Below are 26177 nucleotides of genomic sequence, written 5' to 3' on the forward strand. Positions count from 1 at the left end.
GCGGGTTTCGGGTGGGTCAGTCGGCCAGACGGCGGGCGACTTCGTGGAGGTCGTTCATCACCGTGATGCCACGCGCCAGCACATCCTCTGCGGGGGACAGAAGGTCGGGCACCATCACCACCTGGGCGCCTGAAGCCAGCCCGCCGCGCACGCCGGTGTTTGAGTCCTCGAGGACCAGGCAGTGCGCTATCGGCGTCTCAAGCAGGGCCGCCGCGGCGAGATAGATGTCGGGTGCCGGTTTGCCGTTACGCACTTCATCGCCGCCGATCACGCCCTTCAGCCGGTGCAGGATGCCGACGCCTTCGAGCTTGGGCAGTGCGCGGCTGCGCCGGGTGGACGTGGCGACCGCGCCCGGCAGTCCGCGCAGCGCGAGCTGGTCTAGGAGTTCGGGGACGCCCGGCTTGAGCGGGAAGCGGCCGTCGACGATGGCTTGCTCGTAACGGCGGCCAAACTCGGCCTGGTGCGCGTCGATCGGGAAGCTCGGGCCGAAGGCGTCCTGCAGCAGGCGGTAGCCGTCGCGCGAATTCATGCCGATCATGCGCATCGCAACTTCATGATCCCAGGGCAATCCGAGGTGCTCGCTTGCTTCACGGCCGATTGCGTAGGCGATGCGCTCGGAGTCGAGCAGGAGTCCGTCCATGTCGAAGATGATGGCGCGGACGGCGCAGGGGGCGAAGGCGGTCATGCGGAAATTCCGGATTGGGCGAAGGCGAGCGTGGCAGCAAGCAGCAGGCCATGCACGTTGGTCGCAAGGATGGTGCGCTTGATCGGGGCGGCAAGCTCGTCGGGCGCGCTCGCATCGGCAATGAGCTCGCGTGCTGCGGTGAATGAGAGGATCAGCGTCATCGCTGCGGCAGCCGCGTATTGCGGCAGCGCATGAATCGTCACCATTGCCACCAGCCAGGTGTAGGAAAGGATTGCGATCAGCAGGTAGCCCCACTTGGCGATCTGCGGGCCGAGGCGGACGACGAGGGTAAGTTTGCCCGCGGCGGCATCGCCGTCGTGATCGGGGAACTGGTTGATGAACAGGAGGTTTGCCACCAGCAGGGCATAGGACACGCCCGCTGCAAACGGGAGCACGCTGAAGCTGCCGCGCTGCACGTAATCGGTGCCGACCACCACCGCGAGCCAGCCCAGCGCGATCGCCAGTTCGCCCAGGCCCCGACTCATCAGTTTCAGTGGCGGCGCGGAGTAGGCCCAGCCGACGAAGAGCCCCGCGATGCCGATGACGATCAGCCCCGCGCCGGCTTGCCAGGCCAGCCACAGGCCGGCTGGCACGACTGCAGCCAGCAGGGCATAGCCGAAGAGGCCGGTTTCGGCCGCGCTCAGCACGCCGTTCTGGATGAAGCGGCTGCCGCCGGTGAAGGGAAACAGCCGCTTGGTGTTCGCCGCGTCTGCACCACTCTCGGCATCGTGATAATCGTTGATGACATTGACCCCCGCATGCGCGACGAGGGCGAAGAGCAGGGTGAAGACTGCGGTCGTCCAGTCGATGGAAGCGCCGCTCCGGTGCGCGCAGGCCAGCCCGATCAGGCATGCGACCAGGGTGACCGACAGAAACGCCGGGCGGGTGGCAAGAAAGAGCAGCACCGCGCGGTTCGGAAACGCGCCCGGTGCGGGTTCGGCGGGGTGGCTCACAGCAGCACGATGTCGAATTGTTCCTGGGTGTAGCTCGCCTCGGGGTGGAGCGAGACCTTCTTGCCGATGAAGTCGGACAGCATCGCCAGCGACTGGCTCTCTTCGTCGAGGAACAGGTCGATCACATTGGGTGCGGCAAGGACGCGGAATTCCTTCGCGTTGAACTGGCGTGCCTCGCGCAGCAGTTCGCGCAGGATCTCGTAGCAGGCCGTGCGCGCGGTCTTCACTTCACCGCGGCCGCCACAGGTCGGGCAGGACTCGCACAGCAGGTGTGCGAGTGACTCGCGGGTGCGCTTGCGCGTCATCTCGACCAGACCGAGCGCGGTAAAGCCGTTGATGCTCATCTTGGTGTGGTCGCGGGCGAGCGCCTTGCGGAACTCGTCGAGCACCATCTCGCGGTGTTCGACGTTCTCCATGTCGATGAAGTCGATGATGATGATGCCGCCGAGGTTGCGCAGCCTGAGCTGGCGCGCAATGGTCTGCGTGGCTTCAAGGTTGGTCTTGAAGATGGTGTCGTCGAAGTTGCGCGCACCGACGAAGCCGCCGGTGTTCACGTCGACCGTGGTCATCGCCTCGGTCTGGTCGATGATGAGGTAGCCGCCCGACTTGAGGTCGACCCGGCGCGCAAGCGCCTTCTGGATTTCCTCTTCGACATTGAAGATGTCGAACAGCGGTCGCTCGCCGGTGTAGTGCTCAAGCAGCGGCAGCACCTTGGGCGAATACTCTGCGGCAAAGGCGGTGAGCTTCTGGAAGTTCTCCCGCGAGTCGACACGGATACGCGTGGTCTCTTCGTTGACCAGGTCGCGCAGCACCCGCTGTCCGAGGCCGAGGTCTTCATGCAGCAGTCGCGGCGGGAAGGCGCCGACGGTCGTGTTGCGGATCTCGCTCCACAGCTTGCGCAGGTAAGCGATGTCGGCGGCAAGCTCTTCGTCGCTGGCGGATTCCGCCATGGTGCGCACGATGAAACCGCCGGGCTCGTCGTCGGGGACGAGGCGGGTCAGGCGTTCACGCAACTGTTCGCGCTCGGATTCGTCCTCGATCCGCTGCGAGATGCCGATATGCTTTTCCTGCGGCAGATACACGAGCAGGCGCCCGGCCAGGCTCACCTGAGTCGAAAGGCGTGCGCCCTTGGTGCCGATCGGATCTTTCAGGACCTGGACCAGCAGGCTCTGACCCTCGTTCAGGATCTTCTCGATCGGCTTGGCCGCTTCGCCATGCTGGCGCTCGCTCCAGATGTCGGCAACGTGGAGGAAGGCGGTGCGCTCGAGGCCGATCTCGATGAAGGCGGACTGCATGCCCGGCAGCACGCGTACCACCTTGCCCAGGTAGACGTTACCGACGATGCCGCGGCTGGCCGTACGCTCGACGTGTAACTCCTGGACCACGCCCTGCTCGACGATTGCGACCCGCGTCTCCTGAGGGGTGAAGTTGATCAGGAATTCGATGCTCATGATGGATTGAACCCAATGGGAAATACGCAATGGCAGTCGGGCTGTCTGCCATTGCGCATGGCTCATCGGATCACGCCGGGTCCCGCCTGCGGCCGGGCAGGCCGGCTGACAGGGGGCCTGCAGCAAGCGGGAAAGCTTACAGAGGGTAACCGAAGACTTCCAGCAGCTCGGCAGTTTCGAACAGCGGCAGCCCCATGATGCCGGAGTAGCTGCCGTGGATCTCGCGGATGAACATCGCTGCCCGGCCCTGGATGCCGTATGCGCCGGCCTTGTCCATGGGCTCCCCGCTCGCCACGTAATGACGGATGTCGGCTTCGGAGAGTTCCCGGAAGCTCACCTCGCTGCTGGAGATGCGGCTGCGTGTGCGCACGCCGTCGGTGACGGCAATCGCGGTGAGCACGCGGTGGGTGCGCCCGGACAGGCGCTGGAGGATGGCGCGGGCGTCTTCCGCGCTCTCCGGCTTGCCGATGATCTCGCCGTCGAGTTCAAGCGTGGTGTCGGCGGCGAGCACCGGATGTCGCGTCATCTTGCGCCACATCACCCGACGCATGCCGGCCTCTGCCTTGGTCAGCGCCAGGCGTTCGACGTAGCGTTCGACATCTTCGTCAGGGAGCGGTGTCTCGTCGACGTCGGCGTCCTCGCCGCGCTCGCCACCGCGAAAGGTCATGACGTCGAACTGCACGCCGATCTGTCGCAACAGTTCGCGACGGCGCGGACTTTTCGACGCGAGGTAGATGCGGGGCGGGATGGCGGACATGGGACGGTTCCTGGTGGTTCGCTCATTCGCGATGATAAGGATGATTCCGGGTGATGCTCCAGGCCCGGTAAAGGGCTTCAGCCAGAAGGGGGCGCACCAGCGCGTGGGGCAGGGTGAGACTGGACAGGCGCACGGATTCGGCTGCGGTCGCCTTGAAGGCCGGAGACAGGCCGTCCGGCCCGCCCACAATCAGCGCCACGTCCTGGCCTTCGCCCTGCCAGTCTTCCAGCCGACGGGCCAGCGCCAGGCTGCTGAGGTCTGCACCGCGTTCGTCGAGGATGACCCTGCGGCAGCGCGCGGGCAGTGCGGCCTCAAGCCGTGTCGCTTCGGCGGCCATCATGGCCTCGACCGTCTTGCCCGACGTGCGCGGTTCTGCCTTGATTTCGACCAGTTGCAGCGGCAGTTCGCGCGGCATGCGGCGCGCGAACTCGTCGAAACCGGCCTCCACCCAAGAGGGCATGCGGTGGCCGACGGCAACGACGAGCAACTTCATTTATTCCCCGCTGCGTGCGGCCTCGGCGGCCTTGCGTCTTGCAGCGGGCGTGGTGGCCCACAGTTCTTCGATGTTGTAGTGGCTGCGAATGGCGGGCTGCATGATGTGGACGACAACGTCGCCCAGATCGACCAGCACCCATTCGCCAGTTTCCTCGCCCTCGACGCCGATGACTTCGCCGCCCGCTTCCTTGACCTTGTTCTGCACGTTGCGTGCGAGCGCGCGCGTCTGGCGGTTTGATTCGCCGCTGGCCACGACGATGCGTTCGAACTGGGCAGTGAGCTTGGCGGTATTGATGACTTCGATGTTCTGCGCCTTGATGTCTTCGAGCGCGGCAACGACGAGCTTTTCCAGCTGGGATGTGTTCATTCGTGATTATCGTAAAGGTGATGCAGCCCAATATAGTCGAGAACGGAATCGGGCAGCAAATAGCGCGGACTGGTACCGGTACGGACCAGGTCGCGGATGAGTGAAGCAGAAATGGCCAGGGGCGTCATGTCGAACGGGATCACGTAACCGCAACTGCGCTCGCGCAGGCGCGCGGGATCGGTGATCTGGCGCTGCCGGCAGGCCTCGTCGAGTTCGGGTGACAGGGCGCCCGGCCAGCGTCGGCCGTGGGGTGCGTAGCCCGGGCGGTTGGCAACGGCGATGTGGGTGAGCTCGAACAGCTCAGTCCAGCGGTGCCATGTCGGAAGGCCCTGGAAGGCATCGGCGCCAAGTATCAGCACCAGCGGCTGCTCGGGGCCCACTTCTGCACGCAAGCGTTCCAGGGTGAGCACCGTGTAGCTTTTTCGAGGCGAACGGACCTCGCCGTCGTCGACCTCCAGGCGGGGGTTTCCGCTCACCGCAAGGCGTGCCATGTGCAGGCGGTCGTCGGGTGTCGAGCCCGGTTCGCCGCGGTGCGGTGGCTGACCTGCGGGGATCAGCCTGACCTTGTCCAGTGCGAGCGCTTCGCACGCCTCTTCGGCGAGCCGAAGGTGGGCCAGATGGATGGGGTCGAAAGTCCCTCCCAGCAGACCGAGCGGGCCAGGTCGGGCGCTACTACTTGGCAATGATGACCTCGTCAGGCAGGCCAAACACATCGCGCGCCGAGGTGAAGAAGCTGGCAAAAACGACTGGAATCAGAATCAGCGGCAAGGGCACGGTGAGGATGGTTGCGAGCGTCGGAGACAGCAGCCCGATCACCCCGATCACGATGCCGGGTATGAACGCGCCGAAGATCATCAGGCCGATGGCATAGGCGAGAAACGGGCGCCAGTTGCGCAGGCAGGCATGGAAGCTGAAGAACATCGCCTTGGGCGCGGTGATGTTCCACCAGCCTGCCAGCACAGGCGCAAACCAGTAGGCCATGACCACCGGTGTGGACAGGGCGACGGCAAGCAGCATGGCGAGCGGCAGTGATGAGTCGGTGATGGCTGCGTCATCCACGTTTCCCCCTGTCATCACGGCGAACAGGCCGCCGCCATCGGCCAGCGCAGTCAGCGCCAGCACCAGTACGCTGGCGATGAGATAGATGCCGCCGATGGTGACCAGGCTCTGCACGTTGCTCTTGAAGCCTGAGAACAGGACGTCCGGGCCGACCTTGCGCCCGGCCGCGACGGCGCGGTACCCGTTGAGCACGCCGAGTGACAGGATCGGCATCAGCAGCGAAGCGGCGGGCTGGCCGATGAGCGGAAAAATGCTGATCACCAGCAGCACCAGCAGATAGCCGAATGCGAGAAAGCTCAGCAGGGCAGGGCTGCGAAGCCAGAGCGTCAGGCCGTCGCGCAGCCAGCCCCAGCCGCGCTGCATGGGAAGTTGATTCGCTTGCATGATTTCTATTCTGTGAGATGCGCTGCGGGTGGCAGCGCCTTCGGGGGCGAGAAGGTATCACGCCAGGCGGCCTGGAGTGCTCCGGCCAGCACCGGGATGAGAACGAAGACGCCAAGTCCTGCAGGCAACATGGCGATCCAGCCGAGGATATACAGCATGACGGCGAGGACGACGAAGGTGAGCAGATTCTGGAAGCAGGCCTGTGCGGAGAGCTTCATGGCGTCGAGTGGTGCAACGTCGTGCAGCATGACCAGTGCGGGGGCAAACCACAAGGCCATCATCAACAGCCCCCACAGCACGGAAAACACCAGCACGCCCAGCATCATGCCGCCCGCGGCCACGCCCATGCCGCCAAACGCGCCCATCATCGAGCCGGTGAACATTGCGCTCCCGCCGATCGCGGCAGCAATCAGGGCTGCGATGAGTGCGCCGAGCAGATGAAAGCCGCCCACCAGCAGCAGATTGCCTGCGTGAAGGCGCAGGCCGTCGAACAGATGGTCGACCCGCAGCGCTTCCCCTCTGGCGAGCGCATCCGCTCCGGCGACGAGTCCGGCCACCAGCACCGGAAGTGCGACGGGTGCCGCAGCCCAGCCGATGAGTGGCACGAAGCCCAGCGCGGCAATGACGAGAATGAAGATCAGTGTTTGCACCATCCATACGCCGGGCTTGCGCAGGAACAGGCGCCAGCCGGTAGCCACCCACTGCAGGGCGTGGGCTGGCGTAACCGTGCCGGGCTGCGGCAAGGGATGGTAGTGGCGCGAAGGCGGCGTTGCAGGCATTCAGTGGGTCCGGAAGTCGCTGCGGTGCAGCGACGCGTGGTCGATGCTAGCCGATTGGGTGGGTGAGTTCAAACCGCGGGCAAGGCGGGTGACCAGGCGATGCGTTGCCGCAGAATGTCGCGGTATTCGTCCGGATCCTTTACCAGCACCATTTCGCCCTCGCGCGGCAGGTGGAAATCCTCCGCCCGCGATAGCCAGAAACGCAGAGCAGCGGCCCGCAGCATGGCCGGCCAGGCGGCGCGCTCGGCGTCGGAGAATGGGCGCTCGGCGTGATAGGCGTGCAGAAACGCATCACTGCGAACCGGGTCCAGGCTGCCGTCGTCAAGCGAGCACCAGTCGTTCAGCGTGACTGCGACGTCGAACAGCAGGGTGTCATTGCCGGCGAAGTAAAAGTCGATGACACCACCGATGACTTCGCCGTCCCACAGGATATTGTCACGAAACAGGTCGGCGTGAATGGCTCCTGCCGGGAGTGCATCGGTATCGATGGTGGCCTGGAACGCAATTTCGCGGTCGAGCAGCGCCTGCTCGGCCTCGGGAAGGTAGGCGTGCACCCGCGCTGCGGTCTGGGTGCGCCAGGCCGGGCCGCGGGGATTCGGCTGGCGCCGGCCGTAGGACATGCCGGCCAGATGCAGGCCGGCGAGCATGGCACCGACGCGCGTGCAGTGGTGCTCGTCCGGCGCCATCACCGAGGCGCCGGACAGTCGCATGACCAGCGCCGCGGGCTTGTCCTTGATGGTGCCAAGGTACTCGTTGTCCCGATTGGCAATCGGCGCCGGCACCGGCAACCCGTGACGGGCGAGGTGGGCCATCAGGTGCAGGTAGTACGGCAGTTCTGCCCGGCCAATACCCTCGAACAGCGTCAGTACATAACGGCCAAGCGTGGTGGTGACAAAGAAGTTGCTGTTCTGCACGCCGGCTGAGATGCCCTTGAGCTCGGTAAGACGGCCGATGGCGTAGTTCTTCAGCCACTGTGAAAGCACGGCTTCGGGCACGGGGGTGAAAACAGACATGAAAACTCCGGGATGCGGAAAGCCGCTCAGGCCGCGTGGGCAGCGGTGAGCGTGGCGTTGCGTACAGCCTGCCAGGCGGCAAGCTTGTCACTGAAATTGAGTGCTGCGTGCGCAGGACTGGTCGATGGCAGCCGCAGCACGTGAATGCTGCGCTCCCCGTGCGGAAGATGCACGTGACGGCGAAAGGCCGTTTCAGCTGCGCTGCCGTTGAAGAACACGTGATTCAGTCGCGGGCAGGCGGAGAACAGCCCCGCGAGGTCGTTGGGCTCGATGCTGTCTGCCGCGATGGCGCTGTCGAGACTGCCGCTGCGTCTGCACCGCCCGATCACATCCCACAGCGCGATGCCCGCATCGAGCAGGCGTTCGAGGCGCACGGGGTAGGGCTGCTCCGGTGCGGCTCCGAACAGTGCGCCCATGATTGGCCAGAAGGCGTTGCGGGGGTGGGCGTAATACTCTCCGGCAGCGAGCGAGGCCTCGCCCGGCATGCTGCCGAGGATCAGCACTCGCGCATCGCAGCGACAGACCGGAGCAAAGCTGCAGACCGCCAGGCCGGGGGTGGTGCTCACCAGGACTTGATGACCCACATCGGTACGGACAGCGCAGGTTCGCTGGCGCGAACCATATCGCCATTGCCTTCGCGGTCGACCAGGTAATAGGGCACGCCGTGGGGCGGGGTGACCTTGACCATGTAGAGCTTGCCGCGAATGCGGTACTCGGAGACGGTGTCCTCGCCGCGCTTGACGATGGTGACCTGGGGCTCTTCGATATCGGTCATGCCCGGCGGCGGCGGAGGCGGTTCGGGGAGCGGTTCGAGCTTTGGGGGCTGCTGTGCCAGCACTGGCATGGAAACGGCCAGCAGCAGGGCAATAAGGGTACGGCGCATGGTGTTCTCCTTGAGATGTGCCGATTCTACCATTCGGGCCGGGTGCCGAACGGAGGTGCGGTGACGGCGCGTGCGCAGTTTCGGTTAAAGGTTGAGCATCAGTTCGTGCTCTTCGGGCAGCGGCATGAAACCGCGTGTTTCGTAGTGCTTGAAGATGGCCTCGACGACCTCCTCTGGACTGTCGATGATCTGGATCAGGTCGAGGTCTTCCGCCTTGATCATGCCCTCACTGACCAAGCGGTCGCGGAACCAGTCGATCAGGCCTTTCCAGAAGGCGCCGTGGACCAGGATGATCGGAATGCCCCGGCTCTTGCGCGTCTGGATCAGGGTCATGGCTTCGAGCAGTTCATCGAGCGTGCCGAAGCCACCCGGCAGGACGACGTAGGCGCTGGCAAACTTCACGAACATGAACTTGCGTGCGAAGAAGTGCTGGAAGGTCTGTGAGATGTCCTGATACGGGTTGGCCTTCTGCTCCATCGGCAACTGGATGTTGAGGCCGACCGAAGGGCTCTTGCCAAAATAGGCCCCCTTGTTGGCCGCTTCCATGATGCCCGGGCCGCCGCCCGAGATCACGGCAAAGCCGGCGTCCGACAGCAGGCGGGAAATGCGCTCGGTGAGAACGTAATAGCTGTGATCGGGCGGAATGCGGGCGCTGCCGAAGATCGATACCGCCGGACGAATGGCATTCAGACGCTCGGTGGCTTCGACGAACTCTGCCATAATTCCGAAGATTCGCCAGGACTCGCGCGCATTGAAGCGCGGCGCGGCACTGTCCGGCGCACTGCGGGAGAGTTTCTCTTTTGCGGTCATGATGTCCCTTCTCTTCTTTTTCGTTGGTTCGGTGCGCGCATGCTGGTTTGAGCGTGGCGCAATGCCGATGTTTCCCGCAAGGATGTTCCAGGATGCCCACCCTGCTGCTTGTCGACGGTTCCAGCTATCTTTACCGCGCTTTTCATGCGCTGCCCGATCTGCGCAATTCGAGCGGGGAGCCGACCGGGGCCATCCGGGGGGTGTTGTCGATGCTACGTCGGCTCGAAGGCGACTACAAGGCGGAGTACCGCGCGTGTGTGTTCGATGCCAAGGGCAAGACCTTCCGGGACGAGTGGTATCCCGAGTACAAGTCGCATCGCCCGCCGATGCCTGACGACCTGCGCGCCCAGATCGAACCGCTGCATGAGGCCGTCAAGGCCGAAGGCTGGCCGCTGCTGTCGGTTGAAGGCGTGGAGGCCGACGATGTGATCGGCACGCTGACGCGGATGGCGGTCGAGCGCGGCTGGGAGGTGGTGATCTCGACCGGCGACAAGGATCTGACGCAACTCGTGCAACCTGGCGTGCGCTGGGTGAACACCATGAGCGAGGAGGTGCTGGACGAAGCCGGCGTGACGGCCAAGTTCGGCGTCGCGCCCGAACGCATCATCGATTATCTGGCGCTGGTCGGCGACACCGTGGACAACGTGCCGGGCGTCGAGAAGTGTGGCCCGAAGACGGCGGTAAAGTGGCTGACCGAATACGGCACCCTCGACAACCTGATCAGCAACGCCGACAAGGTGGGCGGCAAGGTCGGCGAGAACCTGCGCAGGCATCTCGACTTTCTGCCGCTGGGCAAGCGCCTGGTGACGGTCGCGACCGATGTCGAGCTGCCGCTGCAGCTCGAGGACCTGCCGGCACGCGCCGACGACAAGGTCGCGCTGAAAGCACTGTACGAGCGCTTCGAGTTCCGCGGATGGCTGAAGGACCTGGGCGAAGGCAATCAAAGCGAGAATCAGATTCAAAGGGGTCAGAGTCGTTTGATCCCCGAATCAAACGACTCTGACCCCTTTGAATCTTCGGCGGAGCCGGACGCGCATCGTGCGGGCTATGTCGGCATCCTCGACTGGGACGCCTTCGACGCGTTGCTGGTCAGACTGAATGCGGCTGAGCTGACGGCCTTCGACACCGAAACCACCAGCCTCGATCCGATGGCGGCGCGCCTGGTTGGGATGTCGTTTTCCACCGAGAAGGGCGAGGGCGCCTACCTGCCGCTTGCCCATCGTGGTGCGGATGCACCCGATCAGCTGGCAATGGACGAGGTGCTGAAGAAGCTCAAGCCCTGGCTGGAGTCGAACGCGCACGCAAAGGTGGGGCAGAATCTGAAGTACGACGCGCATGTGCTGCTCAACCACGACATTCGCCTTGGCGGCATTACCCACGACACCCTGCTCGAATCCTATGTGCTCGAGAGTGACCGCACGCACGACATGGATTCGCTGGCCAAGCGTCATCTCGGACTGACCACGATTCCGTACACCGACGTATGCGGCAAGGGGGCGAAGCAGATCGGATTCGATGAGGTCGCGGTCGATCGTGCCATCGAATACGCTGCCGAGGATGCCGACATCACCATGCGCCTGCACCGCAAGCTGTGGCCGCAGGTCGAGGCTGCGCCATCACTGGCTGCACTGTATCGGGAGATCGAGCTGCCCACGCTTGAGGTGCTGCTCGACATGGAGCGTACAGGCGTTCTCATCGACCCCTTCCTGCTCGCACAGCATGGCGAGGAACTCGGCCGCAGGCTGATGGTGCTCGAAGGCGAAGCGCACGCGCTCGCCGGTCAGCCCTTCAATCTGGGCTCGCCCAAGCAACTGGGTGAAATCCTGTTCGGCAAGCTCGGTTTGCCTGTGGTCAAGAAGACGGCCACCGGCCAGCCCTCGACCGACGAGGATGTGCTCACCCAGCTCGCTGAAGACTACCCGCTGCCCAAGCTGCTTCTCGAGCATCGCAGTCTGGCCAAGCTCAAGAGCACCTACGCCGACAAGCTGCCGCGGATGGTCAATCCGAAAACCGGCCGCGTTCATACCAGCTTCTCGCAGGCGACTGCCGTCACCGGCCGCCTTGCCAGCTCGGAACCGAACCTGCAGAACATTCCGATCCGCAGCGCCGAGGGGCGCCGCATCCGCGCGGCTTTCATCGCGCCGCGCGATCACCTGATTGTCTCGGCCGACTACTCGCAGATCGAGCTGCGCATCATGGCCCACCTGTCGTCCGACGCCCGTCTGCTCGAAGCCTTTGCCCAAGGTGAAGACGTCCACCGCGCCACGGCGGCCGAGGTCTTTGGTGTGACGCCCGACGAGGTCAGCAGCGAGCAGCGCCGCTACGCCAAGGTGATCAACTTTGGACTGATCTACGGCATGAGCGCCCACGGACTGGCAAAGAACCTCGGCATCGAACGCGCGGCCGCGCAAACCTGGATCGACCGCTACTTTGCCCGCTACCCGGGCGTTGCGGATTACATGGAGCGCATCAAGGCCGAGGCCAAGGACAAAGGCTACGTCGAGACCGTCTTCGGCCGTCGGCTCTATCTTCCCGATATCCGCGCCAGTCAGGCCGGGCGCCGGCAGGCCGCCGAGCGCGCTGCGATCAACGCGCCGATGCAGGGCACGGCGGCAGACCTGATCAAGAAGTCAATGATCGCGGTGCACGCCTGGCTGGCCGGCTCGACCCTCAAGTCACGCCTGGTGCTGCAAGTGCATGACGAACTGGTGCTGGAAGTGCCCGCAGATGAGCTGGATATCATCCGTGCCGAACTGCCGAAGCTGATGGGCGGCGTGGCCGATCTCGCCGTGCCGCTGCTGGTGGAGGTGGGGGCGGGGGATAACTGGGATGAGGCGCATTGATTTGCTCCGGCTTTCGGAGTGCGTCCGGCAGTCGCTCCTATTGAGATGCTGGCTGTGGACGGCTGATACAATTCGCCGCAACTCGTGACCGCGCCTGACTTTCTTGCAACTTGACGACCCGGGCGGTGTGTGAGGCGCGCTTTGTGGAATGCAGAGGGGCTCGCGTCGCGTCCCTATGAACAGGTGAACTGATTTGAAGACAATACTTGTTACCGGTGCCGATGGCTTTATCGGTTCGCACCTCACTGAGACCCTTGTGCGTCGGGGGTTCAATGTGCGGCCATTCGTTCTTTATAACTCGTTCAACTCGTGGGGCTGGCTCGACCATGCAGCGCCCGAGATTCGGGACGAGCTTGATGTTTTTGCTGGCGACATTCGCGATCCAAACGGTGTTCGCACTGCCATGAAAGGATGTGATGCGGTCCTGCATCTTGCAGCGCTCATTGCCATTCCGTACTCGTATCACTCCCCAGATACCTATGTCGACACCAATATCAAGGGTACCTTGAACGTACTCCAGGCTGCCCGCGAACTGGAGCTTTCACGTGTGGTGCACACCTCGACCAGCGAGGTCTATGGGACTGCGCGTTTCGTTCCGATTACTGAAGAGCATCCGCTACAAGGGCAGTCGCCATACTCCGCGTCCAAGATTGGAGCGGATCAGCTGGCCTATTCCTTCCATGCGTCGTTTGGCTTGCCCGTGGTGATCGCGAGACCCTTCAATACCTATGGTCCAAGACAGTCTGCGCGGGCTGTTATCCCAACTGTGATCGCCCAGATTGCAAGCGGCATGCGACGTTTGAAGCTGGGTGCTGTGCACCCCACTCGCGATTTCAACTATGTGGCAGACACAGTCAATGCGTTCATTGCAGCGCTTCAGAGTGATAAGGGTGTAGGCGAGGTTGTGAATTTCGGTTCGAACTATGAGATATCCATAGGTGATACGGTCAAGCTGATTGCCGATGTGATGGGTGTCGAGGTTGAAATCGAGACTGATGATGTCCGTCTGCGTCCGGCAAAGAGCGAAGTGGAGCGACTTTGGGCGGATAACGCCAAGGCGCAGAGTCTCTTCGGTTGGTCTCCGGCGTACGGCGGCATTGAGGGTTTGCGTCGCGGTCTTGCGGAAACTGCCGAGTGGTTCTCTGATCCATCGAATCTTTCCGGCTATAAACCCGGCACTTACAACATCTGACGCGCAGGGTGATGATGAGCGTGACATCTCCCGTGAAAGATTTCGTCGAACGTGTGACCGCAGTGCTCGGGGTCACGGAGGCGCCGCTGGCGCTGCATGAACCCGCTTTTTCCGGGAATGAACTGGCCTACGTCAGGGAATGTCTGGACACAGGCTGGGTGTCGACCGCCGGGAAGTTCGTCGATGAGTTCGAATCAAGGCTTGCAGAGCTGAGCGGAGCGAGACATGCGATTGCCGTGGTGAATGGCACCGCTGGATTGCATGCTGCGTTACACGTTTCGGGCGTGCTCGCCGGCGATGAGGTGCTGGTGCCGACGGTGAGTTTCGTTGCGACGGCAAATGCCGTTTCTCAATGTGGAGCAGTTCCGCATTTCGTGGATTGTGCTCCCGACACCTACGGAATGAGTCCTGCGGCCCTGGCGGAGCATCTGCGACAGGTTGCAGAACCAGCTGGTGGCGGTTTCCGCAACAGGCATACCGGGCGCAGGCTCGCAGCAATCGTGCCGATGCACGTGTTCGGTCATCCGGTGGACATCGAGCCTCTTCTCGACCTCGCTGCCCGCTACCGGATGCCCGTTGTGGAAGACGCGGCCGAAGCGCTTGGCGCCAGGATCGGAGATCGAAGTGCGGGGACGTTTGGTGTAGCCGGGGTGCTCAGCTTCAATGGCAACAAGATCATCACGACCGGCGGTGGAGGTGCGGTGTTGACAAACGATGCCGATGTCGCGCGTCGTCTCAAGCATCTGACGACCACTGCAAAGGCGGCGCATCGATGGGATTTCGTACACGATGAGGTTGCTTTCAACTACCGGATGCCGAATCTGAACGCGGCCTTGGGCTGCGCGCAGCTTGAGCGTCTGCCCGAGATTCTGCGCAGAAAGAAGGGACTGGCAGATGCTTACGCCCATGCGTTTGCGGACGCACCGGATTTCCGGTTCGTCGACGAAGTGCGAGGCCGCTCCAGCAACAACTGGCTCAATGCGATTGAGCTGTCGGCCTCGATGAGCGGTCGGCGTGACGAGTTTCTGGAGGCTGCTCGCGAAGCCGGCTATCAGTGTCGTCCGGTCTGGAGGCTGCTGCACCGGTTGAAGCCCTACGCAGCTTGTCCACGAATGGGTCTGTCGGTAGCCGAGTCCCTTGAGCAACGCATCATCAATCTGCCGAGCAGTCCGCAACTGTTTCGCGAGGTGGCGTAGAGATGTCCTCGCTGGAAGCGATTCTGCTCCTGGGGGCGGGCGGCCACGCAAGGGCATGTATTGACGTGATCGAACAAGAGGGCCGTTTCCAGGTTGCTGGCCTGGTTGGTTTGCCCGAGGAGGTTGGCAGGGAGGTTCTTGGCTATCCCGTGCTTGGTTCGGATGATGATCTACCGGCGTTGCTCGGTCAGTATTCAGCGGGCATCGTGGTGATCGGTCAGATCAAGACGCCAGTGCCGAGAATGGTGCAATTCGCGCATCTCAGGGCTCGTGGGCTGTGCGTGCCTGTCATGGTCTCGCCGCGTGCATATGTTTCCCGCCACGCGCGCGTGGGAGATGGCTCCTTCGTCTTGCATGGTGCGGTGATTAACGCGTCGGCGTCAGTGGGCGAGAACTGCATTGTGAACAGCCTCTCGCTGATCGAACATGACGTTCTGGTTGATGACCACTGCCACATCGCAACTGGAGCCAGAATAAACAGCGGTGTCCGGATTGGCGAAGGAAGCTTCATTGGCAGCGGTAGCCTGATCAGGCAGGGCGTAGTCATCGGGCGCAATTGCATCATTGGCATGGGACAGGTCGTGTTGAAAGACTGCCCCGACGGCACTCAGTTGCCTCAGAGGAGGATAAGTTGAAAACCCTGATCATTGCCGAGGCCGGCGTGAACCATAACGGTGATCTGAACATGGCACGGGCGCTTGTCGATGCAGCCGCCGAAGCGGGTGCAGACCTGGTGAAGTTCCAGACCTTCAGCGCAGATCGTCTTGTGACGACTTCGGCGCGTAAGGCCGACTACCAGATCAAGGCGACGGAGGCCGATGAGTCGCAGTACGAAATGATCCGGCGGCTCGAACTGTCACCGGCAATGCATGCGGATCTGATCGGACACTGCCAGCAGCGAGGGATCGAGTTCTTCTCCACCGCCTTTGATCTTGACAGTCTCGATTACCTGAACGGCCTTGGCATGCCCCGCATCAAGGTGCCGTCCGGCGAAATTACCAATCTGCCCTACCTGCGAAAGGTCGGCGCTTTTGGCAAGCACGTCATTCTGTCGACCGGCATGTCGACGCTGGGAGAGATCGAGGCTGCGGTGGATGTGCTTGAGCGGGCCGGAACATCCCGCGACCGTATTACGGTATTGCATTGCAACACCGAGTATCCGGTGCCGATGGCAGAGGTAAATCTGCGAGCGATGATCTCGATTCGCGAGGCGTTTGGGGTTAAGGTCGGCTTCTCTGACCATACCGAAGGAATCGAGGTTGCGGTCGCTGCCGTTGCGCTCGGTGCGTGCGTCATCGAAAAACACTTCACGCTCGATCGAAACCTGCCAGGCCCTGATCACCGGGCAAGCATCGAGCCTCAGGAGCTTGCGCACCTGATTCGTTCGATTCGGAACATTGAACTCGCAATGGGCGACGGGGTGAAACGCCCCGGTTTGAGGGAGAGTCAGAATATCCCGGTAGTCCGGAAGTCGCTGGTGGCAGTCAAGCAAATTCACGCGGGCGAGCTATTCTCGGCTGAGAATGTCGGCGTCAAACGGCCCGGCACGGGCCTCAATCCCATGCGATGGGATGAGGTCATCGGTCGCCGCTCCGTACGAGACTTTTCCGTCAATGAGTTGATTGAACTATGAGGCGGAAGGTTTGCGTCGTCACTGGTACGCGCGCGGAATATGGACTGCTTCACTGGTTGATGAGGGCCATCAAGGCGGAGCCGTCTCTTCAGTTACAGATCATCGCCACAGGCATGCATTTGTCGCCGGAGTTCGGGCTGACGTTTCGCGAGATTGAGCAGGATGGCTTTGAAATAGATCGAAAAGTCGAGATGCTGACAAGCTCGGACTCCTCCGTCGGCATCGCCAAGTCGATGGGTTTGGGGATGATCGGGTTTGCGGATGCCTTGAGCGAGTTGCGTCCGGATCTGATGGTCGTTCTGGGCGATCGATACGAGATTTTCTCAGCCGTTGCGGCTGCAATGGTTGCACGAATACCCGTGGCGCACCTGCATGGGGGGGAGGCGACGGAGGGTCTTGTCGACGAGGCGATCAGGCACTCGATTACAAAGATGTCTCACTTGCACTTTGTTGCCGCGCAAGAGTACCGGGATCGAGTGATTCAACTCGGTGAGCAGCCGGATTCCGTCCATCTTGTCGGCGGACTGGGCGTCGAGAACATTCGGCGGCTGGAATTGATGTCGCGTGACGAACTGGAGTCGTCCCTGGGCTTGAGATTCGGGCAGCGCAACCTGCTTGTCACCTTTCACCCCGTTACCCTGGAGGAATCGACGGCCGAGGCTCAAATGACGGCACTTCTTCAGGCTTTGGAGACGCTCGACGACACCCGGCTCATTTTTACGCTGCCGAATGCCGATTCGGGCGGGAGAGTCTTGATCGAGATGATCAATGACTATGTGGAGCATCACCCCGAGGCGTATGCCTTCACCTCACTCGGTTATCGCAGATATTTGTCATGTCTGGCCTATGTGGATGGTGTCGTCGGTAATTCGTCGAGTGGACTGACGGAGGTTCCGAGCTTCCGAAAAGCAACAATCAATATCGGTGATCGACAGCGGGGGCGTTTGCAGTCTGCGAGCGTGATTAATTGTGTCCCCGTGAGGATCGAGATCGAACAGGCCATCCGGAGGCTCTATTCCGACGAGTTCGCACAGGTCTTGAAGGGGGCCGTCAACCCCTATGGCGATGGCTGGGTAAGCGACAAGGTAGTCGAGGTTCTGAAGTCGGTCCCTCTTGACGGGCTCTTGAAGAAAAAGTTCTTTGATGTGTGCGTGCCATGAGAATCGTATTCATCGGGACCGTTAACTTTTCGCTGCGCGCACTTGAGCGGCTTTTGGACATTGGCGCAGATGTGGTCGGTGTCTGCACGTCCGTCGATACCGGCGAGAATTCGGATTATGCGGATCTGAGCGAAATCAGCCGTGTCAATCAGGTTCCTTGTCTCCATGTCAGCAATGTGAACTCAGCCGAGACGCTGGAGTGGATTCGCGCGAAGCGGCCGGACGTAATCTTCTGCCTCGGATGGTCCCGGTTGCTGAAACGCGAGTTGCTTGAGTTGGCGCCAATGGGAGTTGTTGGATTTCATCCGGCCTTGCTGCCGGCAAACCGCGGCCGTCACCCGATTATCTGGGCGCTGGTCCTGGGGCTTGAGGAGACTGGATCGTCTTTCTTCTTCATGAATGAAGGCGCTGACAGCGGACCACTGATATCCCGTCGAAGTGTCCCGATTCATTATGAGGATGATGCGGGAAGTCTGTACGAACGAATCACGGCATGCGCATTGAATCAGCTGGAAGAATTCGTCCCGTGTCTGGCAGACCCCGACTTCCCCTTGATGTCTCAAGATGATGCTCTGTCGAACACCTGGCGGAAGCGTGGCGCTGCGGACGGCAGGATCGATTGGCGCATGCCTGCCGAGGGCATCTACAATCTGATAAGGGGGCTGACCAGGCCGTATGTCGGCGCCCATTTCGATATTGATGGCCGGCAGGTGAAAGTCTGGAAGTCAGAGGTTGTGCGTGGCATGCCGAAGAATATTGAGCCTGGAAAAATCGTAGTCAATCCAGCGGCGCCGGGCGTGGTCGTTAAATGCGGCGTGGATGCGATTAGAATAATCGAGATGGAGAGCGGTGTGGACCTGGCCGCGGGGCGCTATCTATGAGAACGCTCGTGGTCGCTCCCCATCCTGACGACGAGATCCTGGGGTGTGGTGGAACCTTGCTGCGGAGAAAGGCCGAGGGCGGCACGCTGGGCTGGCTGATCGTGACGGGAATGACTGCCGAGGCCGGTTGGCCCATCGACCGCATTCAGCAGCGCAACGACGAGATCAAGACCGTCGCTGGGATGATCGGGTTCGACGAGGTGTTCAATCTCGGCCTTCCTCCCGCCGGTCTGGACGCGCTCCCGCTTGGAGATCTGGTGTCTTCCTTCTCGGAGGTATTCAAGTCGTTTGCGCCGGAGGAGGTCTTCGTTCCGCATCATGGAGACGTTCATTCGGATCATCGCGTCACGTTTGATGTCGTGGCGGCGTGCGCGAAATGGTTTCGCTACCCTTCGGTGCGCCGGGTTCTTGCTTATGAAACGGTATCGGAGACTGAGTTCGGGCTGTGCAGAGAAGACGCTTTTCATCCCAATTACTTTGTGGATATTGAGCCCTATCACGAACGCAAGCTGGAGATCATGGGTGTTTACCGCTCGGAGCTTGGCGTATTTCCCTTTCCACGTAGCGTCCGGGCGATGCGGGCCCTGGCGGAATGGCGCGGAGCCTCCGCGGGGTACATGGCCGCTGAGGCCTTTCAACTCCTGAGAGAGCGCCAGTGATGAGAGCCATCAGAGTATCTGAAGGCTGACAACGATGACCAGATCAAATCCTTCTGAACAACCATGGCGCAAGGCCTTGCTGGCAAGCGATGCGAGCTTGCAGCAGGCGATCAGTTGCCTGAATGAGTCGACGTCGCAGATCGTACTGGTCGTGTCGGCCGACGAGCGGCTGATTGGCACCCTCACCGATGGTGATATCCGTCGCGGACTGCTTCGCGGTCTGGGGTTGGACAGCCCGGTCGACTCGCTGATCAATCATGACCCGCTGGTCGTACCGCCGGAATTGGGGCGTGACGCCGTGCTGCAACTGATGCGGGCAAATCGCGTTCATCAGTTGCCGGTGGTCGATACTGACCGGCATGTCGTGGGCTTGCACCTGCTTGATGAGTTGATGGCTCCAAGAAGGCGGCGCAACCTGATGGTCATCATGGCGGGAGGGCAGGGCACTCGGCTGCGTCCGCACACCGAGAATTGCCCGAAGCCGCTCTTGCCCGTGGGCGGCAAGCCGATGCTGGAGCACATCATAGAGCGGGCCAAGAGCGACGGGTTCGGCCATTTTGTGCTGTCAATTCACTACCTTGGCCACATGATCGAAGAGTACTTCGGGGATGGGAGTCGCTGGGGTGTCAGTATCGAGTATCTCCGGGAGGACTCGCCTCTGGGAACGGCTGGTGCGATCAGTTTGCTGAATCCCCGTCCCGAGTTGCCGTTTGTCGTATCCAATGGCGATGTGCTGACCGACATTCATTATGGTGAGTTGCTCGACTTTCATTGTCGTCACGCGGCGAGTGCGACAATGGCCGTAAGGCTTCATGAATGGCAGCATCCGTTCGGCGTCGTGCGCACCGATGGCGTGGATATCGTCGGTTTTGAAGAGAAGCCTATTTCCCGAAGTCATATCAATGCTGGTGTCTATGTCCTTGAGCCTGCAGCGCTTGGATTGCTGAAGCGGGCGGAGCACTGTGACATGCCAACGCTTTTTGCTCGACTCAAGGAAGAGGCTGCGCGAACGATCGTTTATCCGATGCATGAACCCTGGCTTGACGTCGGGCGCGACGATGACCTCAAGCGCGCTCGTGCCGCGCATCCGAGAGCGGAGGGTCAGTGAGAGCGCTCGTCATCGGCTATGGTTCCATCGGGCAGCGACATACCAGGCTGCTCCGCGGACTCTGCTGCGACGTAGCCGTCCTCAGTCGGCGGGAGCTGGATTTTCCGTCCTGCTATACAGACCTGCTGCGGGCGTTGGCAGAGCATCGCCCCGAATATGTTGTGGTGGCGAATCCGACGAGTCTGCATCACGAAACCATCGAGGCACTGGCCGCTGCGGGATTTGCAGGGAAGGTGCTGGTCGAGAAACCCCTGTTCGATCACAGTCGTGCATTGATCGACGCCCCTTTCAGTCATCTCGCCGTCGCCTACAATTTGAGATTCCATCCGGTCATTCAGCGTCTTCGCGGATTGGTCCTCGGGGAGACAGTCATCTCCGTGCAGGCCTACATGGGACAGTACCTGCCGGATTGGCGGCCAGCATCCGACTATCGGCAGTCATATTCGGCGAGTGCCGCGCAGGGTGGCGGCGCACTTCGAGACCTGAGTCATGAACTTGACTATCTGGCCTGGATCTTTGGAGACTGGCAGTCAGTGACGGCGCTGGGCGGTCATCTTAGCGCCCTTGAGATTGACAGTGATGACCTGTTTGTACTGTTGATGCAGATGAGCAGGTGTCCGGTCGTTTCCGTTCAGGTGAGTTATCTCGATAGAACCGCACGCCGATGTATCGTCGTCAATACGGAGCGTCTGACAATAGAGGCTGACTTGATCGCAGGAACGATTTCCTGCGGCAATGAGCTCGAAACCCTGTTGGTAGGGCGCGACTTCACCTACGAGGCGATGCATCGGGCCATGCTTGGCGATGAGAACGCAACACTATGCTCGCTCGACGAAGGTCTGGCGACGCTGCAACTGATTGATGCTGCCGAGCAGGCCAACAGAAACAGGGAGTGGGTCATTCGATGAAGCGACTGTGTACGATTTGTGCCCGGGGAGGCTCAAAGGGCGTCAAGGGGAAGAACCTCAAGGTTCTTCTTGGAAAACCTCTTATTGCCCATAGCATTGATCAGGCACGAGCGTCGGGTCTGTTTGATCTGATTGCGGTAAGCAGCGATTCGGACGAGATTCTCGCAGTTGCTCAGGATTGTGGCGCAGACCTTCTTGTCAAGCGCCCGGACGAGCTCGCGACAGACCAGGCCGCGAAGTTGCCGGTCATCCGCCATTGCGTCGCTGAGGTTGAGCGGCTTACCGGCGATTCGTTCGAAACCCTGGTCGATCTGGACGCAACCTCACCATTGCGAACACCTGAGGATATTCGTGATGCGGTCGAATTGCTTGAGCGAAGTGGTGCGGGAAATGTCATCACGGCAATGCCGGCGCGCCGATCCCCATACTTCAACCTCGTCGAACTCGATCAGGACGGAATTGTTCATCTGTCAAAGTCACCCCGTAACGCAATCGTCAGGCGTCAGGATGCGCCCAAGTGTTATGACATGAACGCCTCGATCTACGTTTGGCGGAGGGCGGCGTTGTTCGGCAATGAGTCCCTGTTCAATCCAGATACCCGACTGCATGTAATGCCTGAAGAGAGGTCGATCGATATCGATTCGGAACTTGATTTTCGTTTCGTCGAGTTCCTGATGGCATCTGGAGTGAATGTAGTCGAGCGTTGAAAAAATGACGATTCAGTGGAGCGCAATGAGCAATAGCTGACCCGTCCCCAGGTTAATAGTATCTCAAGCATCTTGACATCAAGTCAGTGCCGGTCATCGATTCAATCTCCATCGGCCTTGGGTGCAGGCTGCCTGGAATATGTGTAAGGAGGTTGTCAATGCCTGCAGAAATATACAATGTGTTCTATGCAACTGATGAACTGAGTGAGTTGCTTTGCAAACAAATTCGGAACAACTTCTTTTTAAGTGAAAAAGATATAGTTGATGTTTCGTATGCTGTCAAATTGGCCTTGTTGCGGACGAAAAGGTGCTTTATAGAGAATAATAATAAATATTATTGGAGCGATTCTGGTGAGGTTGTATTTAATCCGTTTCATTCAGGACAGTACTCAATATTTCTGTACTTTGCATCGCAAGAGGCGGTGAAGTGCAATAATAGGTCTCTCGCGGATAGAATATATTATCTCAATAAAATGTTAAATGGGTGTGATATTTACTATGAGGTAATGTTGCCGGATGTTTTTTTTCTTGAGCATCCTGTTGCATCCGTTATGGGCAGAGCATCCTATGGAAACTACTTTGTTTTTCAGCAAGGCTGTACCGTCGGTGGTAATCATGGTTATTACCCGAGATTTGGTGAGTTTGTTTGGCTGTTTGCGAATGCGACTGTAATCGGTAATACGAGTATAGGTAGCAACGTATTTGTTTCTGCTGGAGCATTGGTCAAGGATGAGGTTGTTCCGGATAATACGATTGTATTTGGACAGTCGCCAAATCTTATTCTAAAGACGAAGCCTTCTGAGTATTTCTATAAATCAAGTCCTTTTAAAGCCCATAATGAAATTCTTGCTCGGCAATCCTGACCCAGGGTGGTTGCACTCGAAAATCATAACAGATGAATTCTGGGTATTCTGATTAAAATTTATTATGAAAAAGTTCGTAATACGAGCTTCAACCTGCACGGTGAGCCCATCGTCGTCACCATTGACGATGCGGATCGCACGTTCGAGCGCTCGGAGATTGATCATCTTCTCATCGGTGACCACATTCTCCTTTCCAAACGTAAAGGCTGAGTCATGACCGGAGAAGAAGTGCTCGGCGAGCGGCATGAAAGCAAAGTCGTAGTCGTAACGGGCGGTGCGGGGGTAATAGGGTCGAGATTCGTGCGCGCGATTGCCGATAGCGGGGACATTCCCGTTGTCGCCGATATCGATATGATGGCCGCCACGCAGCTAGTGGACTCATTGGCGCCGGAACAAGCTGCACGCGCTTGCGCGGCGCATCTCGATATCACGAGCAAGGATTCGATTACCGCTCTGATTTCGGAGGTGACTGGTCGCTATGGCCGTGTCGATGCAGTCGTCAACAATGCGTATCCAAGGAACCGGAACTACGGGCGCAAACTCGAGGACGTGACCTATACTGATTTCTGTGAGAACGTCGACTCACATCTTGGGGGCTACTTTCTTGTAGCCCAGCAATTCTGTCTGGCATTCCGGGCGCAAGGTGGTGGGAATGTGGTCAATATGTCTTCGATCTATGGGGTGATGGCGCCACGGTTCGAGGTCTATGCCGGGACTGAGATGACCATGCCCGTAGAGTATGCAGCGATCAAGTCTGGTGTTATTCATTTAACCCGCTATTTTGCTCAATACTTCAAGGGGGCGGGAATTCGAGTAAATTGCCTGAGTCCCGGGGGTATTCTCGCGGGGCAGCCTTCAGGCTTTCTTGATGCTTACAAAGAGCGATGTGCGTCGAAAGGAATGATCGACCCGGGTGACGTCGTCGGCGCGTTACTCTTTCTTTTGTCTGATGCATCACGCTACATCACCGGACAGAATCTCGTAGTTGACGACGGTTTTTCACTTTGAGCGTGGTTGAGCGGGGGGCGACCGTCCTGTCGGTCAAGCGTCGGCTTCTATTCTCGGTCGGCGCCAATATGGCGCGCGCTGCAATAAGTCTAATCGCGGGGCTGCTGGTTGCGCGCGGGCTTGGGCCATCGGACTACGGTAATCTTGCGTATCTCCTCGGGAGTTTCTGGGCTATTCGCGCCTTGCTCGACATGGGGTCGGGCAGCGCTTTTTATACCTTTATCGCGCAGCGCCATCGGGGGCGTCTCTACTACCTCGTGTACTTTGGGTGGCTGGGATTTCAGTTCGTTTTTTCAACTGCCCTCGTTATCCAATTGCTCCCGCAGTCGCTCGTCGACCGGTTCTGGCTTGGGCAGTCACGTGACCTTGTCGTGCTCGCCCTGTTGGCCACTTTTCTTCAGAATCAGGTCTGGCAAACGGTTGTGCAGATTCACGAAGCGGCCCGAATGACTGTCCGGATTCAGGTGTCGGGGCTCTTGATCATTTCAACGCATGTCATTTTGGTTTCGGCCATGCTGCTGGGCGACTGGTTGTCAGTCCGCTCGGTCTTGTCGGCCATCATCGTTGAGTATCTGGTTGCTGCCGCGTGGCTTTCCGGCGCACTACGAAGGGGAGTGGTGCGCAATGCTGACGACGGTGGCGCTGCGTCAGTGGGTGGAGTCGTTTCGGAGTATCTTGCGTACTGCAGGCCGATGATGATCATCGCAGTGTTTACGTTCTGTTATGAGATCACAGACCGATGGTTATTGCAGCGTTTCGGCGGATCCAGTCAGCAGGGTTTCTATCAGGTCGCAGCTCAGCTTTCCACCATAAGCCTGCTGGCGACCAGTTCGGTACTCAATATTCTTTGGAAGGAGGTTGCCGAGGCGTGCGCGCGCGGAGACAACGCGCGCGTGATCGTTCTGCATCAGAAGGCGACGCGATTTCTGATGCTATTGGCGTCAGGCGTATCCTGCTTCCTTGCCCCTTGGGCTGAAAACCTTGTCGTTGCCCTGCTTGGTGACGCCTATCATGCTGGATGGCCGGTGTTGTTTCTGATGCTCTTCTACCCGGTTCATCAGACAATGGGACAGATAAACGGGACATTGTTCATGGCAACCGGAAGGACCCATAGTTACATGAAGGTGACTGTTTCCGGTTTGGTTGTGAGCGTTCCAGTTTCGTACCTGCTGATTGGGCCGACCGATGGGGTGTGGGTTTCGGGTATGGGACTAGGAGCTTTGGGGCTTGCGCTCAAAATGGTCTGTCTGAATATTCTGTTCGTCAATATTCAGTCGTGGATGATTTGCCGGCAGTATCTGGCGGCTTTCCGTTGGTACTATCAGTTGCTGCCCATCGTGACCCTTCTGAGTGTGGGCTACGGCTCGATGTTCACCGTTCGGGTTCTTGCTCCTGGTCTGGCTGCTGGCATGGACAAGTCGGAGTTGTTTTTCGGAATGCTGGGAAGCGGATTCTTGTACGCTTTCATATTTGTTACGTTATTGATTTACGCGCCCTCCGTCGTTGGCTTGCGCAAGGATGAGATGGCGCCGGTCATAGAGAAAGTGAAGCATGGTGTGCGTGATATCTTGAGAAAATTGAAATGAACGAGAACTGGATTGTTAAGCAAACTCTGTCTGGTGTATCGCAATTCGATCAGTCAATGGTTAATTCGTACCCTGACTCGAACGAATATTTGCAGAACGCCAGGGCGTATCTGAATACAGTCGGTGAGGTCTGCAACTATGTCGACGCGTCGAAAAAGCTAGATTGGGCGGCCCTGCTGCCGCAGGGGGCCGAAGTGCTCGATCTTGGCTGCGGTGGTGGGTGGTTGACCGCCATGCTGTCGCGCGTTGACTCAGTGAAGACCGTCTATGCCCTCGATTCGAGTCAGCATTTCCTCCATAAATTGCTGCCTGAAGTCATGACTTTAATGGAGGGTAATGCTGAGAAGGTCGTTACGCTTGAGGCCTTGTTTCAACCGCTTCTCTTTGAGGAGTCGTATCTCGATGCAGTTGTGGCGTCTTCTGCGCTGCATCACGCTGATAACCTTGAGTCCGTGCTCAAGGGGATTCGCCGCGCACTGAAGCCGGGCGGCCTGCTTGTCATCCTTAACGAAACGCCACGTACGGGTTTGAGATTTCTCGTATCTGTGTTTGTGGCAAGTCTTCGAATCCTTCGTAACCTGGCTACTCGGCGCTATATGCCGGTTTCTCCCTCGATTTCATCTTCGGGCTATCTTTACGACCCAGATCTCGGTGACCGGGATTATCCGAGTTGGTATTGGCTTGAGGCTTTGAAGCGTGCAGGGTTTGCAGTTGAGGCGGTGATGGACACGGGTATGTCAACTGTGAAGGGGAGCAAGGGGCGACCATTGATTCATTTTGTGTGCAGGGCTGTCTGA

Annotated in this window: 29 protein-coding genes; 16 read left to right on the forward strand and 13 right to left on the reverse strand. The window is 59.8% G+C overall.

From position 1 onward, the window contains the following. Positions 1-16 precede the first annotated feature (16 nt). The 13 genes from CEW83_RS19810 to CEW83_RS19870 form a co-directional block, all read right to left on the reverse strand. Positions 17-685: an HAD family hydrolase gene (locus CEW83_RS19810; RefSeq protein ID WP_108950891.1), complete on the reverse strand. Its 669-nt coding sequence runs from the start codon at positions 683-685 to the stop codon at positions 17-19. Beyond that, positions 682-1638, reverse strand: a complete 957-nt coding sequence (locus tag CEW83_RS19815) for a prenyltransferase (RefSeq protein WP_199915164.1) — start codon at positions 1636-1638, stop codon at positions 682-684. Before CEW83_RS19815 ends, CEW83_RS19810 begins: the two co-directional genes overlap by 4 nt. Then, positions 1635-3089 (reverse strand): ribonuclease G, encoded by a 1455-nt coding sequence (gene rng / locus CEW83_RS19820; protein ID WP_108950893.1) that lies wholly within the window; start codon positions 3087-3089, stop codon positions 1635-1637. Before rng ends, CEW83_RS19815 begins: the two co-directional genes overlap by 4 nt. Positions 3090-3225: 136 nt before the next feature. Beyond that, a complete protein-coding gene (locus CEW83_RS19825; protein WP_108950894.1) occupies positions 3226-3846 on the reverse strand; it encodes a Maf family protein in 621 nt (206 codons plus the stop codon). Between the two features lie 22 nt (positions 3847-3868). Next, a complete protein-coding gene (gene rlmH / locus CEW83_RS19830) occupies positions 3869-4339 on the reverse strand; it encodes a 23S rRNA (pseudouridine(1915)-N(3))-methyltransferase RlmH (protein WP_108950895.1) in 471 nt (156 codons plus the stop codon). Continuing rightward, complete coding sequence (rsfS, locus tag CEW83_RS19835; RefSeq protein ID WP_108950896.1) at positions 4340-4708, reverse strand: ribosome silencing factor; 369 nt, start codon at positions 4706-4708, stop codon at positions 4340-4342. Next, entirely contained in the window at positions 4705-5391 is a 687-nt protein-coding gene (gene nadD / locus CEW83_RS19840; protein WP_234418920.1) for a nicotinate-nucleotide adenylyltransferase, read from the reverse strand. Before nadD ends, rsfS begins: the two co-directional genes overlap by 4 nt. Beyond that, positions 5381-6151, reverse strand: coding sequence for a BPSS1780 family membrane protein (locus CEW83_RS19845; protein ID WP_199915165.1), 771 nt, complete (start codon positions 6149-6151; stop codon positions 5381-5383). Before CEW83_RS19845 ends, nadD begins: the two co-directional genes overlap by 11 nt. Positions 6152-6156: 5 nt before the next feature. Then, on the reverse strand, positions 6157-6930 hold the full coding sequence (locus CEW83_RS19850) for a BPSS1780 family membrane protein (RefSeq protein ID WP_108950899.1): 774 nt from the start codon (positions 6928-6930) through the stop codon (positions 6157-6159). Positions 6931-6998: 68 nt separating this feature from the next. After that, complete coding sequence (locus CEW83_RS19855; protein ID WP_108950900.1) at positions 6999-7943, reverse strand: homoserine kinase; 945 nt, start codon at positions 7941-7943, stop codon at positions 6999-7001. 26 nt (positions 7944-7969) lie between these two features. Beyond that, a complete protein-coding gene (locus tag CEW83_RS19860) occupies positions 7970-8509 on the reverse strand; it encodes a DNA-deoxyinosine glycosylase (RefSeq protein ID WP_108950901.1) in 540 nt (179 codons plus the stop codon). Continuing rightward, complete coding sequence (locus CEW83_RS19865; protein WP_108951546.1) at positions 8506-8826, reverse strand: DUF2782 domain-containing protein; 321 nt, start codon at positions 8824-8826, stop codon at positions 8506-8508. The genes CEW83_RS19860 and CEW83_RS19865 overlap by 4 nt, the downstream gene beginning before the upstream one ends. Before the next feature lie 84 nt (positions 8827-8910). After that, positions 8911-9636, reverse strand: coding sequence for a TIGR00730 family Rossman fold protein (locus CEW83_RS19870; protein WP_108950902.1), 726 nt, complete (start codon positions 9634-9636; stop codon positions 8911-8913). 92 nt (positions 9637-9728) lie between these two features. On the opposite strand from CEW83_RS19870, the gene polA reads away from it, so the two are divergent. From polA to CEW83_RS19950, 16 genes are all read left to right on the forward strand, one after another. Continuing rightward, a complete protein-coding gene (gene polA / locus CEW83_RS19875; protein WP_108950903.1) occupies positions 9729-12479 on the forward strand; it encodes a DNA polymerase I in 2751 nt (916 codons plus the stop codon). Positions 12480-12672: 193 nt separating this feature from the next. Next, positions 12673-13671: an NAD-dependent 4,6-dehydratase LegB gene (locus tag CEW83_RS19880; protein WP_108950904.1), complete on the forward strand. Its 999-nt coding sequence runs from the start codon at positions 12673-12675 to the stop codon at positions 13669-13671. Between the two features lie 32 nt (positions 13672-13703). Continuing rightward, a complete protein-coding gene (locus tag CEW83_RS19885) occupies positions 13704-14867 on the forward strand; it encodes a LegC family aminotransferase (RefSeq protein WP_199915166.1) in 1164 nt (387 codons plus the stop codon). A 2-nt stretch (positions 14868-14869) separates the two neighbouring features. Beyond that, the gene (locus CEW83_RS19890) at positions 14870-15502 is read left to right on the forward strand and encodes an acetyltransferase (protein ID WP_108950906.1); all 633 of its coding nucleotides are present in this window, start codon (positions 14870-14872) and stop codon (positions 15500-15502) included. Beyond that, complete coding sequence (gene neuB / locus CEW83_RS19895; protein WP_108950907.1) at positions 15499-16500, forward strand: N-acetylneuraminate synthase; 1002 nt, start codon at positions 15499-15501, stop codon at positions 16498-16500. The genes CEW83_RS19890 and neuB overlap by 4 nt, the downstream gene beginning before the upstream one ends. Before the next feature lie 59 nt (positions 16501-16559). Continuing rightward, a complete protein-coding gene (gene neuC / locus CEW83_RS19900) occupies positions 16560-17660 on the forward strand; it encodes a UDP-N-acetylglucosamine 2-epimerase (RefSeq protein ID WP_234418922.1) in 1101 nt (366 codons plus the stop codon). Continuing rightward, positions 17657-18541: a methionyl-tRNA formyltransferase gene (locus tag CEW83_RS19905; protein WP_108950909.1), complete on the forward strand. Its 885-nt coding sequence runs from the start codon at positions 17657-17659 to the stop codon at positions 18539-18541. The genes neuC and CEW83_RS19905 overlap by 4 nt, the downstream gene beginning before the upstream one ends. Before the next feature lie 8 nt (positions 18542-18549). After that, positions 18550-19200 carry a PIG-L deacetylase family protein gene (locus CEW83_RS19910; RefSeq protein WP_199915167.1) on the forward strand — a complete coding sequence of 217 codons (651 nt, stop codon included), beginning with the start codon at positions 18550-18552 and terminating at the stop codon, positions 19198-19200. A gap of 34 nt (positions 19201-19234) precedes the next feature. Next, entirely contained in the window at positions 19235-20308 is a 1074-nt protein-coding gene (locus CEW83_RS19915) for a nucleotidyltransferase family protein (protein WP_108950911.1), read from the forward strand. Then, positions 20305-21216, forward strand: a complete 912-nt coding sequence (locus CEW83_RS19920; RefSeq protein WP_108950912.1) for a Gfo/Idh/MocA family protein — start codon at positions 20305-20307, stop codon at positions 21214-21216. Before CEW83_RS19915 ends, CEW83_RS19920 begins: the two co-directional genes overlap by 4 nt. Further along, on the forward strand, positions 21213-21923 hold the full coding sequence (locus CEW83_RS19925) for a cytidylyltransferase domain-containing protein (RefSeq protein ID WP_108950913.1): 711 nt from the start codon (positions 21213-21215) through the stop codon (positions 21921-21923). Before CEW83_RS19920 ends, CEW83_RS19925 begins: the two co-directional genes overlap by 4 nt. Before the next feature lie 158 nt (positions 21924-22081). After that, a complete protein-coding gene (locus CEW83_RS19930; protein WP_108950914.1) occupies positions 22082-22786 on the forward strand; it encodes a transferase in 705 nt (234 codons plus the stop codon). 120 nt (positions 22787-22906) lie between these two features. Next, entirely contained in the window at positions 22907-22996 is a 90-nt protein-coding gene (locus CEW83_RS21805) for a hypothetical protein (RefSeq protein WP_420094107.1), read from the forward strand. A 3-nt stretch (positions 22997-22999) separates the two neighbouring features. Beyond that, positions 23000-23794, forward strand: coding sequence for an oxidoreductase (locus tag CEW83_RS19940; RefSeq protein ID WP_108950915.1), 795 nt, complete (start codon positions 23000-23002; stop codon positions 23792-23794). 68 nt (positions 23795-23862) lie between these two features. Then, on the forward strand, positions 23863-25380 hold the full coding sequence (locus CEW83_RS19945) for a lipopolysaccharide biosynthesis protein (protein ID WP_234418924.1): 1518 nt from the start codon (positions 23863-23865) through the stop codon (positions 25378-25380). Further along, complete coding sequence (locus tag CEW83_RS19950) at positions 25377-26177, forward strand: class I SAM-dependent methyltransferase (protein WP_108950917.1); 801 nt, start codon at positions 25377-25379, stop codon at positions 26175-26177. The genes CEW83_RS19945 and CEW83_RS19950 overlap by 4 nt, the downstream gene beginning before the upstream one ends.

Source organism: Parazoarcus communis (assembly GCF_003111645.1).
In the GTDB taxonomy this organism is placed as follows: domain Bacteria; phylum Pseudomonadota; class Gammaproteobacteria; order Burkholderiales; family Rhodocyclaceae; genus Parazoarcus; species Parazoarcus communis_A.

Excerpts from the sequence above, each read along its gene's own strand:
- CEW83_RS19810 (WP_108950891.1), bottom strand. The coding sequence starts at position 685 with ATGACCGCCTTCGCCCCCTGCGCCGTCCGCGCCATCATCTTCGACATG.
- rng (WP_108950893.1), bottom strand. The coding sequence starts at position 3,089 with ATGAGCATCGAATTCCTGATCAACTTCACCCCTCAGGAGACGCGGGTC.
- CEW83_RS19825 (WP_108950894.1), bottom strand. The coding sequence starts at position 3,846 with ATGTCCGCCATCCCGCCCCGCATCTACCTCGCGTCGAAAAGTCCGCGC.
- rlmH (WP_108950895.1), bottom strand. The coding sequence starts at position 4,339 with ATGAAGTTGCTCGTCGTTGCCGTCGGCCACCGCATGCCCTCTTGGGTG.
- rsfS (WP_108950896.1), bottom strand. The coding sequence starts at position 4,708 with ATGAACACATCCCAGCTGGAAAAGCTCGTCGTTGCCGCGCTCGAAGAC.
- CEW83_RS19845 (WP_199915165.1), bottom strand. The coding sequence starts at position 6,151 with ATGCAAGCGAATCAACTTCCCATGCAGCGCGGCTGGGGCTGGCTGCGC.
- CEW83_RS19850 (WP_108950899.1), bottom strand. The coding sequence starts at position 6,930 with ATGCCTGCAACGCCGCCTTCGCGCCACTACCATCCCTTGCCGCAGCCC.
- CEW83_RS19855 (WP_108950900.1), bottom strand. The coding sequence starts at position 7,943 with ATGTCTGTTTTCACCCCCGTGCCCGAAGCCGTGCTTTCACAGTGGCTG.
- CEW83_RS19865 (WP_108951546.1), bottom strand. The coding sequence starts at position 8,826 with ATGCGCCGTACCCTTATTGCCCTGCTGCTGGCCGTTTCCATGCCAGTG.
- CEW83_RS19870 (WP_108950902.1), bottom strand. The coding sequence starts at position 9,636 with ATGACCGCAAAAGAGAAACTCTCCCGCAGTGCGCCGGACAGTGCCGCG.
- polA (WP_108950903.1), top strand. The coding sequence starts at position 9,729 with ATGCCCACCCTGCTGCTTGTCGACGGTTCCAGCTATCTTTACCGCGCT.
- CEW83_RS19890 (WP_108950906.1), top strand. The coding sequence starts at position 14,870 with ATGTCCTCGCTGGAAGCGATTCTGCTCCTGGGGGCGGGCGGCCACGCA.
- neuC (WP_234418922.1), top strand. The coding sequence starts at position 16,560 with ATGAGGGCCATCAAGGCGGAGCCGTCTCTTCAGTTACAGATCATCGCC.
- CEW83_RS19905 (WP_108950909.1), top strand. The coding sequence starts at position 17,657 with ATGAGAATCGTATTCATCGGGACCGTTAACTTTTCGCTGCGCGCACTT.
- CEW83_RS19915 (WP_108950911.1), top strand. The coding sequence starts at position 19,235 with ATGACCAGATCAAATCCTTCTGAACAACCATGGCGCAAGGCCTTGCTG.
- CEW83_RS19925 (WP_108950913.1), top strand. The coding sequence starts at position 21,213 with ATGAAGCGACTGTGTACGATTTGTGCCCGGGGAGGCTCAAAGGGCGTC.
- CEW83_RS19930 (WP_108950914.1), top strand. The coding sequence starts at position 22,082 with ATGCCTGCAGAAATATACAATGTGTTCTATGCAACTGATGAACTGAGT.
- CEW83_RS19940 (WP_108950915.1), top strand. The coding sequence starts at position 23,000 with ATGACCGGAGAAGAAGTGCTCGGCGAGCGGCATGAAAGCAAAGTCGTA.
- CEW83_RS19945 (WP_234418924.1), top strand. The coding sequence starts at position 23,863 with ATGGCGCGCGCTGCAATAAGTCTAATCGCGGGGCTGCTGGTTGCGCGC.
- CEW83_RS19950 (WP_108950917.1), top strand. The coding sequence starts at position 25,377 with ATGAACGAGAACTGGATTGTTAAGCAAACTCTGTCTGGTGTATCGCAA.